This is a genomic window from Streptomyces sp. NPDC030245 (genome assembly GCF_055572995.1).
In genome coordinates, this window is sequence record NZ_JBVICF010000007.1 from 48,659 (window position 1) to 61,608 (window position 12,950).

The 12,950-nt window shown below is 73.9% G+C and carries 12 protein-coding genes; 3 read left to right on the top strand and 9 right to left on the bottom strand.

The features are described from left to right. Positions 1 to 7 precede the first annotated feature (7 nt). From ACZ4Z4_RS19770 to ACZ4Z4_RS19795, 6 genes are all read right to left on the bottom strand, one after another. Positions 8 to 727, bottom strand: coding sequence for a hypothetical protein (locus ACZ4Z4_RS19770; protein ID WP_468328568.1), 720 nt, complete (start codon positions 725 to 727; stop codon positions 8 to 10). Between the two features lie 886 nt (positions 728 to 1,613). Beyond that, a complete protein-coding gene (locus ACZ4Z4_RS19775; protein WP_362997195.1) occupies positions 1,614 to 2,420 on the bottom strand; it encodes a type III pantothenate kinase in 807 nt (268 codons plus the stop codon). After that, a complete protein-coding gene (gene nadC / locus ACZ4Z4_RS19780; RefSeq protein WP_468328570.1) occupies positions 2,420 to 3,415 on the bottom strand; it encodes a carboxylating nicotinate-nucleotide diphosphorylase in 996 nt (331 codons plus the stop codon). Before nadC ends, ACZ4Z4_RS19775 begins: the two co-directional genes overlap by 1 nt. 2 nt (positions 3,416 to 3,417) lie before the next feature. Continuing rightward, positions 3,418 to 5,133: an L-aspartate oxidase gene (locus ACZ4Z4_RS19785; RefSeq protein ID WP_468328572.1), complete on the bottom strand. Its 1,716-nt coding sequence runs from the start codon at positions 5,131 to 5,133 to the stop codon at positions 3,418 to 3,420. Beyond that, entirely contained in the window at positions 5,130 to 6,155 is a 1,026-nt protein-coding gene (gene panC, locus ACZ4Z4_RS19790; protein ID WP_468328574.1) for a pantoate--beta-alanine ligase, read from the bottom strand. Before panC ends, ACZ4Z4_RS19785 begins: the two co-directional genes overlap by 4 nt. Further along, positions 6,152 to 7,090 carry a Rossmann-like and DUF2520 domain-containing protein gene (locus ACZ4Z4_RS19795; protein ID WP_468328576.1) on the bottom strand — a complete coding sequence of 313 codons (939 nt, stop codon included), beginning with the start codon at positions 7,088 to 7,090 and terminating at the stop codon, positions 6,152 to 6,154. The genes panC and ACZ4Z4_RS19795 overlap by 4 nt, the downstream gene beginning before the upstream one ends. A 146-nt stretch (positions 7,091 to 7,236) precedes the next feature. Here ACZ4Z4_RS19795 and ACZ4Z4_RS19800 point away from each other — a divergent pair, with 146 nt between their 5' ends. Beyond that, positions 7,237 to 8,412 carry a threonine aldolase family protein gene (locus tag ACZ4Z4_RS19800; RefSeq protein ID WP_468328578.1) on the top strand — a complete coding sequence of 392 codons (1,176 nt, stop codon included), beginning with the start codon at positions 7,237 to 7,239 and terminating at the stop codon, positions 8,410 to 8,412. On the opposite strand, the gene ACZ4Z4_RS19805 is transcribed toward ACZ4Z4_RS19800, so the two are convergent. Continuing rightward, positions 8,369 to 8,614, bottom strand: coding sequence for a hypothetical protein (locus ACZ4Z4_RS19805; RefSeq protein WP_468328580.1), 246 nt, complete (start codon positions 8,612 to 8,614; stop codon positions 8,369 to 8,371). The two genes, ACZ4Z4_RS19800 and ACZ4Z4_RS19805, sit on opposite strands and share 44 nt — an antisense overlap. A gap of 216 nt (positions 8,615 to 8,830) precedes the next feature. Here ACZ4Z4_RS19805 and ACZ4Z4_RS19810 point away from each other — a divergent pair, with 216 nt between their 5' ends. Continuing rightward, positions 8,831 to 9,937, top strand: a complete 1,107-nt coding sequence (locus ACZ4Z4_RS19810) for a DUF5937 family protein (protein WP_468328582.1) — start codon at positions 8,831 to 8,833, stop codon at positions 9,935 to 9,937. 27 nt (positions 9,938 to 9,964) lie between these two features. On the opposite strand, the gene ACZ4Z4_RS19815 is transcribed toward ACZ4Z4_RS19810, so the two are convergent. Next, the gene (locus ACZ4Z4_RS19815) at positions 9,965 to 10,636 is read right to left on the bottom strand and encodes a response regulator transcription factor (protein WP_468328584.1); all 672 of its coding nucleotides are present in this window, start codon (positions 10,634 to 10,636) and stop codon (positions 9,965 to 9,967) included. 68 nt (positions 10,637 to 10,704) lie between these two features. Next, positions 10,705 to 11,907 carry a sensor histidine kinase gene (locus tag ACZ4Z4_RS19820; protein ID WP_468328586.1) on the bottom strand — a complete coding sequence of 401 codons (1,203 nt, stop codon included), beginning with the start codon at positions 11,905 to 11,907 and terminating at the stop codon, positions 10,705 to 10,707. A 163-nt stretch (positions 11,908 to 12,070) separates the two neighbouring features. On the opposite strand from ACZ4Z4_RS19820, the gene ACZ4Z4_RS19825 reads away from it, so the two are divergent. Beyond that, the coding region (locus ACZ4Z4_RS19825) for an SAM-dependent methyltransferase (RefSeq protein ID WP_468329429.1) at positions 12,071 to 12,950 on the top strand (880 nt) is incomplete at its 3' end.

Below are 12,950 nucleotides of genomic sequence, written 5' to 3' on the forward strand. Positions count from 1 at the left end.
AGGGTAGCTAGCCCGCGACGAGCCGGTGCGCCGGGTCGGCGGGTGTCGGCGCGGGCGTTCGCGCGGGCGTCTGCGTTGGCGTCGGTGCGGGAGCCTCCGGGCGGCGCTTCGGCGGGAAGACCTCGGCGGGGGTGGGCACGGGGCGGGGCGGCTCGGGGCTGACCGGGCGCTCGGGCCCGTTCCCATTCCCATTCCCGTTCCCATTCAAGCCTCCGGGGAGGGCGTGGAGGCGGGCGCGGGAGGCGGGGGCGGGGATGGAGATGGGCACGGGACTGGCAGTGGGGGTGGACGCGGGGGTGGGGGCCGGGATGGCGGTGGGGACGGTGCGGCGTGCGAGGCGGGCGCGGACGGCTCGTTCGGCGAGGGCGCGGCAGCGGTCGAGCAGGGCGGCCGCGATGGGGTTGCCGCGCAGGGCGCGCAGCGCGGCGAGGTCGTCGGCGCCCGGCTGGTAGCCGGCGGCGAGGGCGTCGTCGAGCAGGGCGAGGTAGCCGGAGGCGGTGCCGGGCAGGGCGGCCCGGTAGCGGGCCAGATCGGCCATCAGGAAGGCGCGCAGCCGGGCGCCCTCGCGCATCGCTTCGTCGACCGATTCGGCGAGCCGGAGACAGTCCTGGACATCCGCGTCGCGGACGGGGCTGGGGTGCAGGGCGAGCGCCAGGGCGCGACGGAGCACACGCAGCTCCTCCGCACCGAAGGCCATGCCGCCCCGGGATCCGTATGGCGTGGGCATGGACTGACGATACGCGCCAATCGGACAAAATCGGCTTAACGCCACTCGCTGGGGGCGGGGGTGCGGTGGCCTGGGGCCTGCGCCTGCTGTTCGTCTGTGGAGCGGGGCCGCGGGGGTATGTGCGTACTCGCCATCCCTGCGCCACGCCTCAAGCCCAAAGACGCCACAGTGCGCTCGGTGCTCCGTTCGCACATACCCCCACGTCCCCTCCGGCGCGCTTGCGGCTGCCCGGCCGGTGGGGGGCGCCGCGCCCCTTCCCCCCGCAGAACGTCACGGGCCACACCTACCTACCCGCCCCTACCCTCGCTGGACGTCGCGGGGCAAACGGGTGGGTGGGTGGGTGGGAAACATCCGCCGCGAAGCGGCGGGCTTGGCGCCCCTACTCCGACAGAACGTCACGGGGCAGACCCACCCACCCCGCCCCTACCCCCGCTGGACGTCGCGGGGCAAACGGGTGGGTGGGTGGGAAACATCCGCCGCGGAGCGGCGGGCTTGGGGCTCCTACCCCTGCGGGGCGGCGCGGGGCAACCACACTCACCCGCCCCTGCGGAAGGGAGGAGGCAGGCCCCGTTGGCGGGGTCAGTCCGGGCGGCGGCGGGCCAAGGCGTAGGCGACCGCCCCTATGCCCAGCGCAGCGACTGCTGCCACCGCGAGCCAGGGCAACACCCCCGCCCCCGCCCCGGCCACCGCCGGCGAAGGCGGAACCGCCCGGGCCGTCGTCGCCGGGCCACCGGCCACCACCACCAGCGCCGCCGCAACCACCGCAGCCCTCAGTCGTATCTTGCGCCTCATCCGTCCCAGTCCGCCCCACACAGCCCAAGTCCCCGTCCCAGCGCAGACTCTCGCAGAAGGGGGCGGGTTGTGCACACGAAGCGTCGGCTATCGGTCAGGCGCGGGAGATGTTCCGCTCGTAGACGAGCCGGAGCCCGATCAGCGTCAGCCACGGTTCGTGCTCGTCGATGACCGAGGCCTCGCCGAGGACCATGGGGGCCAGACCACCCGTGGCGATCACCGTGACGTCGTCGGGGTCGCCCCCCGCGCCCGCGAGCTCGCGTGCCATGCGGTTCACCACGCCGTCGACCTGGCCCGCGAAGCCGTACAGGATGCCCGCCTGCATGGCCTCCACGGTGTTCTTGCCGATGACGCTGCGCGGGCGGGCGAGTTCGATCTTGCGGAGCTGTGCGCCGCGTACGCCGAGGGCCTCCACGGAGATCTCGATGCCGGGGGCGATCACCCCGCCCGCGTACTCCCCGCGCGCGGAGACCGCGTCGAAGGTCGTGGCGGTGCCGAAGTCGACGACGATCGCCGGGCCCCCGTACAGCTCGACCGCCGCCACCGCGTTGATGATGCGGTCGGCGCCGACCTCCTTGGGGTTGTCCATGAGGATCGGGACGCCGGTCTTGATGCCGGGCTCGACGAGGACGGCGGGGACGTCTCCGTAGTAGCGGCGGGTGACCTCGCGCAGTTCGTGCAGGACCGAGGGGACCGTCGAGCAGATCGCGATGCCGTCGATGCCGTCGCCGAGGTCGTCGCCGAGCAGCGGGTGCATGCCCATCAGGCCGTGGAGCAGGACGGCCAGTTCGTCGGCGGTGCGCCGCGCGTCGGTGGAGATCCGCCAGTGCTCGACGATGTCCTCGCCGTCGAAGAGGCCGAGGACGGTGTGGGTGTTGCCCACGTCGATCGTGAGGAGCATCAGTCGCGCACCGCTTCCCGCAGGTCGAGTCCGATGTCGAGGATCGGCGAGGAGTGCGTGAGGGCGCCCACCGCGAGGTAGTCGACGCCCGTCTCCGCGTACGCCCGGGCGTTCTCCAGGGTGAGACGGCCCGAGGATTCGAGGAAGGCGCGGCCGGCGACGATCGCGACGGCCTCCGCCGTCTCGCCCGGCGTGAAGTTGTCCAGGAGGATCAGGTCCGCGCCCGCGTCGACGACCTCGCGCAGCTGGTGGAGCGTGTCGACCTCGACCTCGATCGGCACGTCGGGGAACTGCTCGCGCACGGCCTTGAAGGCCTGTGCCACGCCGCCCGCGGCGACCACGTGGTTGTCCTTGACCAGGGCGGCGTCGGAGAGCGACATGCGGTGGTTGACGCCGCCGCCCATGCGTACCGCGTACTTCTCCAGGGCGCGGTAGCCGGGCGTCGTCTTGCGGGTGTCGCGGACCTTCGCCTTCGTGCCGTCGAGCGCGTCCGCCCACGCGCGCGTGGCGGTCGCGATGCCGGAGAGGCGGCACAGGATGTTCAGCGCGCTGCGCTCGGCGGTGAGCAGGTCGCGGGTGCGGGTGGTGACGCTGAGGAGGACGTCGCCCGCCGCCACGCGGTCGCCGTCCTCGACGTGCCGCTCGACCTCGAACTCCTCCTCGCACACCACGGACATGACCGCTTCGGCGACGCGCAGGCCCGCGACGGTGCCCGCCTCGCGCGCGGCGAAGTCGGCGGTGGCCACGGCGTCCTCGGGGATGGTGGCGGCCGTGGTGACGTCCACCCCGCCGGCCAGGTCCTCCTCGATGGCCATGTGCGCGATGTCCTCGATCTGGAGGGGGTCGAGGCCCGCCTCGGCGAGGAGCCGTGCGAGAGCGGGGTCGAGGCCGCACTCCAGGGGGTCGAACGCGTCGTCCCCGCCGCAGCCGCAGGCGTCGCCGCAGCCACCGGCGGCTGCGGGGGCGGCGAGGGGGAGGTCGTCGGGGGTGCTCACGGTCACTGCTCCTGGGGACTGGGACGGGTCGGAGGGAAGTCGGGGGTCTGTGTGGTGTGCGCCGCCAGTGTCCTGTCGGGATTCAGGCGTACGACGATGTGGCGGCGCCAGGCCGCGTCGTCGCGGTCGGCGTGGTCCTCGCGCCAGTGGCAGCCGCGGGTCTCCTCGCGGCGCTGGGCGGCGGCCACCAGGACGCGGGCGACGCACAGGAGGTTGGTGGTCTCCCAGGTGTCGACGCCGGGCTCGGCCGTCTTGCCGTGCTCGGCGAGCGCCCCGGCGGCCTCGGCGTGGATGCGGGCAAGGCGTGCCGCGGCCTCGGCGAGGGAGGCGGCGGAGCGGAGGACTCCGGCGCCCTCGGTCATGACGCGCTGGATGGCGAAGCGGGCCTCGGCGGGCAGCAGCGGGTGCGTCGGCGTCTCGGACGGGGTGACGGGGACCGGCACGCGCGCGTGGAGGGCGTTCTCCGCGTGGCGTGCCGTGATGTCGGCGGCGATGCGCTCGGCGTAGACGAGGCCTTCGAGGAGGGAGTTGGAGGCCAGGCGGTTGGCGCCGTGGACGCCGGTGCAGGCGACCTCCCCGCACGCGTACAGACCGGGGACGGTGGTGCGGCCGTGCCGGTCGGTGCGGACGCCTCCGGAGGCGTAGTGCGCGGCGGGGGCGACGGGGATGGGCTCGGTGACCGGGTCGATGCCGTGGGCGCGGCACGCGGCGAGGATCGTCGGGAAGCGGTTCTCCCACATGTCGGCGCCGAAGTGCCGCGCGTCCAGGTACATGTGCTCGGTGCCCCGCTCCTGCATGCGGCGCGTGATGCCCTTGGCGACGATGTCGCGGGGCGCGAGCTCGGCGAGCTCGTGCTGTCCGGCCATGAAGCGCACGCCGTCGGCGTCCACGAGGTGCGCGCCCTCGCCACGGACGGCCTCGGAGACCAGCGGCTGCTGGCCCTCCGCGTCCGCCCCGAGGAAGAGCACCGTGGGGTGGAACTGCACGAATTCGAGGTCGGAGACCTCGGCGCCCGCGCGCAGGGCGAGCGCGACGCCGTCGCCCGTGGAGACCGACGGGTTCGTGGTGGCCGAGAAGACCTGGCCCATGCCGCCGGTGGCGAGGACCACCGCGGGGGCGTGGACGGCTCCCACGCCGTCGTGCTGGCCCTCTCCCATGACGTGCAGGGAGACACCGGCGGTGCGGCCTTCGGCGTCCGTCAGGAGGTCGAGCACCAGCGCGTTCTCCACCGTCGGTATGCCGCGGGCGCGGACGGCTTCGACGAGGGCGCGGGAGATCTCGGCGCCGGTGGCGTCGCCGCCCGCGTGCGCGATGCGGCGGCGGTGGTGGCCGCCCTCGCGGGTCAGCTCGATGGTGCCTTCGGGGCCGGTGTCGAAGTGGGCGCCGGTCTCGATGAGGCGGCGCACGGCGTCGGGGCCCTCGGTGACGAGGATGCGGACGGCCTCCTCGTCGCACAGGCCGACGCCGGCCACGAGGGTGTCGTCCAGGTGCTGTTCGGGGGTGTCGCCCTCGCCGAGCGCCGCGGCGACGCCGCCCTGGGCCCAGCGGGTGGAGCCGTCGTCCAGGCGGGCCTTGGTCACCACGACGGTCTTGAGTCCGGCGGCCGCGCAGCGCAGGGCGGCGGTCAGGCCGGCCACTCCGGAGCCGACGACCACGACGTCGGCGTCGAGGGACCAGCCGGGGGCGGGGGCATGCAGCCGTATTCCGGTGGCACTCATACGGCGGCTCCGAACGTCAGCGGGATGTTGTCGATCAGTCGCGTCGAGCCGACCTTGGCGGCGACGGCGAGGACCGCCTCGCCGGTGTGGCCGGGGCGGACCGGGGTGAAGTCGGCCGGGTCCACCAGCGCGACATAGTCCAGCTCCAGCGGGGGGTTCAGGCGCGCCGCCTCGTCGAGGACGATGCGGGCCGCCGCGACGACGGCGGCGGGGCCCCCGCCTGCCGCTGTGGGGTCCGTGGACTCCGCCACGGCGTGGGCGTCGGCGGCCGCGCGGGACTCGCCCATGGCGTTCAGCGCGTCGGCACGCGCGCGTGAGGCGGGTGCGCTGGCGGCCCGCGCGCGGAGGGCCTCCTGCGCGGCGTGCCGGTCGCGGCCCGCGAAGAGGGCCTGGGAGAGGGCGAGGGCGGTGCGCCGCTCCTGCGGGGCGAGGTAGCGGTTGCGGCTGGACAGGGCCAGGCCGTCCTCCTCGCGCACGGTGGGGACGCCGACGATCTCCACGGGGAAGTTCAGGTCGCGCACCATGCGGCGGATCAGGGCGAGCTGCTGGGCGTCCTTCTGCCCGAACAGCGCCACGTCGGGCCCGGTGAGGTGCAGCAGCTTCGCGACGACGGTGAGCATGCCGTCGAAGTGGCCGGGGCGCGTGGCTCCTTCGAGGACGGTGCCCATGGGGCCGGCGGTGACGCGGACCTGCGGCTCGCCTCCCGGATAGACCTCGTCCACGTCGGGGGCGAACACGGTGTCCGCGCCCGCCTGTGCGGCGATCTTGATGTCGGCGTCGAGGGTGCGGGGGTAGCGGTCCAGGTCCTCACCCGCTCCGAACTGGAGCGGGTTCACGAAGACCGTGACGACGACCTCGCCCTCGGGGCCCGCGGCGCGGCGGGCGGCGCGGATCAGCGAGGCGTGCCCGTCGTGGAGGGCGCCCATGGTCATGACGACGGCGCGACGGCCCGCACGCGTGCGCGCGCGCAGGGAGTCCGCGGTGTGCAGAAGGGTGGGGTTCGTGCTGGTCGGGCCGGTCATCGGGGCCCTCCTTCGGGCGAGGTGCCGCCGTCCGCGCTGTTGGCCAGCACGCCGAGGAGGTCCTCGGCGAGCTCCGGCTTGAGCAGGCCGTGGGCGAGGGCGCGGTCTGCGGTGGCGCGGGCCATCGCGAGATAGCCGGCGACGGTCTGCGGGGCGTGCTTGCGGAGCTCGGCGACGTGGGCGGCGACGGTGCCCGCGTCACCGCGCGCGACGGGGCCGGTGAGCGCCGCGTCGCCCGAACGCAGCGCGTTGTCCAGGGCGGCGCCGAGCAGCGGGCCGAGCATCCGGTCCGGCTGCGCGACGCCCGCGTCCCGCAGCAGGTCCATGGCCTCGGCGACCAGGGTGACCAGGTGGTTCGCGCCCAGGGCGAGGGCCGCGTGGTAGAGCGGGCGGTTCTCCTCGGCGATCCACTCGGGCTCGCCGCCCATCTCGATGACCAGGGCCTCCGCGGCGAGCCGCAGCTCCTCGGGGGCGGTCACACCGAAGGAGCAGCCGGCCAGGCGCTGTACGTCGACGGGGGTGCCGGTGAACGTCATGGCGGGGTGGAGGGCCAGCGGCAGGGCGCCGGCGCGCAGGGCGGGCTCCAGGACCCTGGTGCCGTACCTCCCCGAGGTGTGCACGAGCAGCTGGCCGGGGCGGACGGCACCGGTCTCCGCGAGGCCCTCGACGAGGCCGGGCAGGGCGTCGTCGGGGACGGTCAGGAGCACCAGGTCGGCCCGGTCGAGGACCTCGGCGGGCGGGACGAGGGGGACGTCGGGCAGCAGCGCGGCGGCCCGCCGCACCGACGAGTCGGAGACGCCGGACGCCGCCACCGGGCGGTGCCCGGCGAGTTGCAGCGACGCGGCGAGCGCGGGGCCGACACGGCCCGCTCCCACGACTCCCACGGTGAGCCTCGCGGGGCGGTCCCGCGGGTCTGGCTGATGCGATGCGTTCACGCGGCGGCGCCTTCCGTTCCAGTCCGCTCGGGGTACCGGACGATTTCTCGTCATGCTAACGCGATTGGTTGGCGCCGCGTCTTCCGCTGTCCACAGGCTGTGGTTATTCATATGACCGGTGGCGGCGGAGGGGCCATGCTCGGACAATGACCTCCCCCAACACAGCCGAAGAGCAGCAGTCGGCCGACGCGACCGAGGAGCAGCAGGCGGCCCGCCGACGTGCCGCGGCTCGGGGCGCGACCCGCACCCTGCACCGTTCCGTCCTGCTCACCCCGCTCACCGAGCGGCTCTCGGCCCTGGCGGCCGCGGCCCCCGAGGTGGTCGGCCCCGACGACGCCACCGACCTCTACGGCGACGGTGTCGTCGCCACCCTGGAGAGCGAGGTCGCGCGCCTGCTCGGCAAGGAGGACGCCGCGTTCTTCCCGACCGGGACCATGGCGCAGCAGGTCGCGCTGCGCTGCTGGGCGGGCCGTACGGGCAACGCGACGGTGGCGCTCCATCCGAGGGCGCACCCCGAGCTCCACGAAGAGGGTGCCTTCTCGGTGGTCAGCGGGCTGCGCACCGTACATCCGACGGGTGAGCCGCGGCTGCCTGCCGCGGACGAGGTGCGGGGCTTCGAGGAGCCCTTCGGGACGCTGATGCTCGAACTGCCGCTCCGGGACGCGGGTTTCGTCCTGCCGGAGTGGGAGGAGCTGGTGGAGGTCGTGGCGGCGGCGCGCGAGAGGGACGCTGTCGTGCACTTCGACGGTGCCCGCCTGTGGGAGTGCACGCCGCACTTCGGCCGCGGACTCGCGGAGATCGCCGGGCTCGCCGACTCCGTGTACGTGTCGTTCTACAAGTCGCTCGAAGGGCTGAGCGGCGCCGCGCTGGCCGGTCCGCGCACGCTCGTGGAGGAGGCGAGGGTGTGGCGCCACCGCTACGGAGGCCAGCTTTTCCAGCAGTTCCCGACCGCGGTGTCGGCTCTTCTCGGGTTGAAGAACACGCTGCCCCGGCTGCCCGAGTACGTCGCCCACGCGCGCGTGGTCGCCGACGCGCTGCGGGACGGGTTCGCGGCCGCCGGGGTGCCCTGGTCGCGCGTGCACCCGGAGCGCCCGTGCACCCATCAGTTCCAGGTGTGGCTGCCGTACGCGCCGGACGTACTGAACCTTGCCGGTCTCGGGCAGGCCGAGGAGACCGGCACGCTGCTCTTCGGGCGCTGGTTCCCCGACGGGCCGCCCGGCCTCTCGGTCACGGAGGTCACCGTGACCGAGGAGGGCCTGAAGTGGACGGCCGACGACGTCAGTGCAGCGGTCGCGGAGTTCGTGCGACGGATCCCCCGCTGAGCCGGCCACCGCGGGCGAGCCGGGCCAGGGCGGCACGGATCCTGCCGCGTGCGGGGCGTTCCGCCACGACGGCGCGGAACCGGCCGTAGTCGCGGATCTCACGGACGGCCTGCCAGTCGTGCGCGCCGGGCGCGGGCGGCGTCGGGCGGCCGTGCTGGGCGGCGCGGTAGGCGTCGAGGAGGTACTGCTGGGTGACACTCATGACGGTTCACCTTTCAGGATGAATAGTACTTAACGGACAGCGCATGGCCGCGGGAATCCCGGGCCCGGGGTGGTCGACGAGGAGAAGGGGGCCGAAGGCGTCAGCGGCTTCGGCGATGACTACAGCCTGCTCCCGCCGCCCCGCCCGCGTCGCGCCGATTGACGGCGCTCGTCAATCGTCGGCCGCGCTGTCGGTGGCGAGGTGCACCATGGGGCCATGAGCGTGAGCATCGACATCAGCGGGCTGCCCCAGGAGCGGATCCACGTCGTCCCCTCGCCCCTGTCCGAGCTCGGCATGGCGCTGCACGCACTGTCCGAGCCGGGCCACCACCCGGGCCTCCAGGGCTGGGCGACGGCCGTCTCCACGCGCCTGGACCCGCGCCTGGCGGACCGCATGTGCGAGGCCGACTTCCTGTGGCGCACGACGTTCTCCGACGTCTTCGCACCGTTCGCCGGCCTCCCCGGGCAGAGCGCCCTCCCTGGGGCCACGCTCGCCGAGGAGCTCGACCAGCTGGACAAGCTGACCGACGAACAGTTCGTGGACGCGGCCCTGGAATTCACCTGCCAGTCGACGTACGCGGAGCCGGACCGCAAGCTCCTCGCCGACCCCGCCGTGCAGCGCCGCGCCCTCGACCTCGCCGCCGCCCGCGGCCCGCACCAGGTGCGCTTCACCAAGCGGCTGCTCGACGACCCGCCGGCCGTCCGCGCGTGGTTCCGCACGCTCATGGAGGACTGCGACGAGGCGTTCTTCGCCGACACCTGGGCCCGGGTCTCCCATCAACTGGCCGCGGACGCCCGCCACAAGACCGAGCTGCTGCGCCGCAAGGGGCTGGCGGAGGCGTTGAAGGCCATCTCCGGAGCGGTGTCCCTGGACGAGCAGGCGCAGCTCATCACCGTCGACAAGATCACCGTGGGGCGCACCACCACCGGCTCGGGAGGCCTGGTGATCGTCCCGACCAGCCTCGGGTGGCCGCATCTGTGGGTGCTGCACCGCAGGGGCTGGCAGGCATCGATCACGTATCCGATCAGCGCCCCGGGCCTCACCCACCCGCCCACCGTGGAGCAGCTGACCCGCCGCATGTCCGCGCTCGCCCACCCGGTGCGGATGCGCCTGTGCCGCCACCTCGCGCGCGGGGCGTACACGACGAGCGAGCTGGCCGACGCGCACGGCATGACCGCACCGGAGATATCCCGGCACCTGAGCGTCCTGAAGAAGGCGGAGCTGATCACCACGCGCCGCCGCGGCCGCTATGTCCAGCACCAGCTGGACATCAGCGTCGTGTCCCGCCTGGGCAGCGACTTCATCGAGGGCGTCCTGCGCTAGGGCGTACTGCGCCAGGCGTGCTGCGGGCTATGAAGCGCCCCCGGCCCGCACCAGACCCGTCTCGTACGCGAGGACCACCACCTGCACCCGGTCCCGCAGGCCCAGCTTCGTCAGGATGCGGCCGACGTGCGTCTTCACGGTCGCCTCGGAGAGGACGAGCCGCGCCGCGATCTCGCCGTTCGACAGGCCCTGCGCGACCAGGATCATCACCTCGCGCTCCCGGTCCGTGAGCCGTTCGAGCTGCTTGAGCTGCGGCTGGCCGCCGGTGGTCGGCAGCATCGGCGCGAAACGGTCGAGGAGCCGCCGCGTGGTGGACGGCGCGACGACGGCGTCGCCGCTGTGCACGGAGCGGATGGCGGCGAGCAGCTCCCCCGGGGGCACGTCCTTGAGCATGAAACCGGACGCGCCCGCCTTAAGCCCCGAGAAGGCGTACTCGTCGAGGTCGAAGGTGGTCAGGATCAGCACCTTCGGAGGGTTCGGCCCCTGGCAGACGCGGCGGGTCGTCTCCACACCGTCCAGCTTCGGCATGCGGACGTCCATCAGGACCACGTCGACCTTGGTGGCGCGCAGCACCTCCAGGGCCTCGACGCCGTCGCCCGCCTCCGCGACGACCTCCATGTCCGGCTGGGCGGCGAGCACCATCCGGAACCCGGTGCGCAGCAGCACTTGGTCGTCGACGAGCATCACGCGGATGGACATCAAGGGGGAGTCCCTTCGGAAGGTTCGGTGGCTCGGAGGCTCAGTGGTGGCTCAGGGCGCGGGCGTTCTCAGTGTGCGGGCTTGAGGGGCAGCAGCGCACTGATCCGGAACCCGCCGCCGGGGCGCGGCCCCGCGTCCAGCGTGCCGCCGACCATGCCGACGCGCTCCCGCATGCCGATCAGCCCGTGCCCCCTGCCGTCGGCCCCGCCGTCCTCGTACAGCTCGTGCGGGGCGCCCTTGCCGTCGTCCTCGACCAGCAGTCCGAGGCCGTCGTCGAAGTAGACGAGCCGCACACTCGCCCCGGCGTTCTCGCCGCCGTGCTTGCGGGTGTTGGTGAGCGCCTCCTGCACGATGCGGTACGCGGTGAGCTCCACGCCGCTGGGCAGCGGGCGCGGGGTGCCCTCCACCTTGAAGTCGACGGGCAGCCCGGCGGTGCGCACCTGCTCGATGAGCTCGTCGAGCTGTTCGACGTCGGGCTGCGGGACGTACTCGCCGCTCTCCTCGGGCTCGCCGGTGCGCAGCACACCGAGCAGCCTGCGCATCTCGGCCAGCGCCTGCCTGCCGGTGCCCGAGATGGTCTCCAGGGCCTTCCTGGCCTGGTCGGGCGCGGCGTCCAGGACGTACGCGGCGCCGTCGGCCTGGACCACCATCACGGACACGTTGTGCGCGACGACGTCGTGCAGTTCCCGTGCGATGCGGGCCCGCTCGGCCGCCACCGCGACCTTCGACTGCGCCTCGCGCTCCCGCTCCAGGCGGTCGGCGCGCTCCTCCAGCTGGGCGAGGTAGGCGCGGCGGGTCCGGATGGAGTCGCCGAGGACCCAGGCGAGCGCGAAGGGCACGATCTGGAACATCGTGAAGAGGATGAGGCCGAAGGTGCCGGTGTTCTCCGTGGGCCAGCGCATCATCGAGAGCGGAGCCGCGCACAGACCGGCGACCAGCGCGAAGCGGGAGGCCCACCTCTCCCCGTCGGCCGCGGCGGTGTAGACGATCACCAGCATCGCGAAGTTCGCGGGCATCGTCTCCACGTCGAGGACGAGCTGGAGGAAACCGATGACCGCGGCGAGCACCAGCATCTTCTCGGTGGCGCGTCGGCGCAGCAGGACCACCACGAAAAGTCCGAGCGCGACGGGGATCGCCGCCAATCCCGGAGCGCCGCCCTCCACCTCCGCCATGGAGATCAGACCGATCCCGGAGATCCCGAGCAGGACGAAGGCCCAGAAGCCGTCGACCCATGTCGGGTGTCTGCGGAGGAAGTCATAGAGGCGTTGCACGTAACCCAGCGTAGGCAGCCCCGCGGTGCCCCCGGGTCAACCGGAGGTCCGATCCGTACCGACTACATGTACTCCCCAAGGTGGAGGCCCCCTTAGCCTGCGGTCTGTGACGAACGACAACGGCGCGGCGCGCGCACCGGCCCCGCGCGCCTGGCGCGCGGCCATGGAGGCCGCCCTGTACGGCCCCACCGGCTTCTACCGCCGCCCCGAAGGGCCCGCCGGGCACTTCCGCACCTCCGTGCACGCCTCGCCCCTCTACGCGGGCGCCGTGGCACGCCTCCTGACCCGCCTGGACGCCGAGCTCGGTCACCCGGACGAGGTGGCGTTCGTGGACATGGGCGCGGGCCGCGGCGAACTGACCGCCGGCGTCCTGGCCGCGTTGCCCCCGGATGTGGCGGCACGCGTGCGCGCGTACGCGGTGGAGCTCGCGGAGCGTCCCGCGGGCCTCGACGGGCGCGTCGAGTGGCGGCACGCGCCCCCGGCCGGCGTCACGGGCCTGCTCTTCGCCAACGAGTGGCTGGACAACGTCCCCCTGGACATCGCCGAGGTCGCCGCCGACGGAACCCCGCGCCGCGTCCTCGTGAGCGACGGCGGCACCGAGTCCTTGGGCGGCCCCGTCGAGGGCCCCGACGCCGACTGGCTGGCGCGCTGGTGGCCGCTGGACGCCGAGCCGGGTCTGCGGGCGGAGATCGGACGCCCGCGGGACGAGGCGTGGGCGGCGGCCGTGGCGACGCTGACGCGGGGCCTGGCGGTCGCCGTCGACTACGCCCACACCCGGGACACCCGGCCGCCCTTCGGGACGCTGACGGGCTTCAGGCAGGGCCGTGAGACGGCTCCCGTGCCCGACGGCAGCCGCGACATCACGGCCCATGTGGCGCTCGACGCCTGCGCGTCGGACGGAGCCGTCCTGCTCACCCAGCGGGCGGCGCTCGGCGGGCTCGGGGTGAGCGGCGCCCGCCCGCCGCTCACGCTCGCCTCCGAGGACCCGACGGCGTACGTACGCGCCCTCACGCGCGCGGGCGAGGCGGCGGAGCTGACCGCGC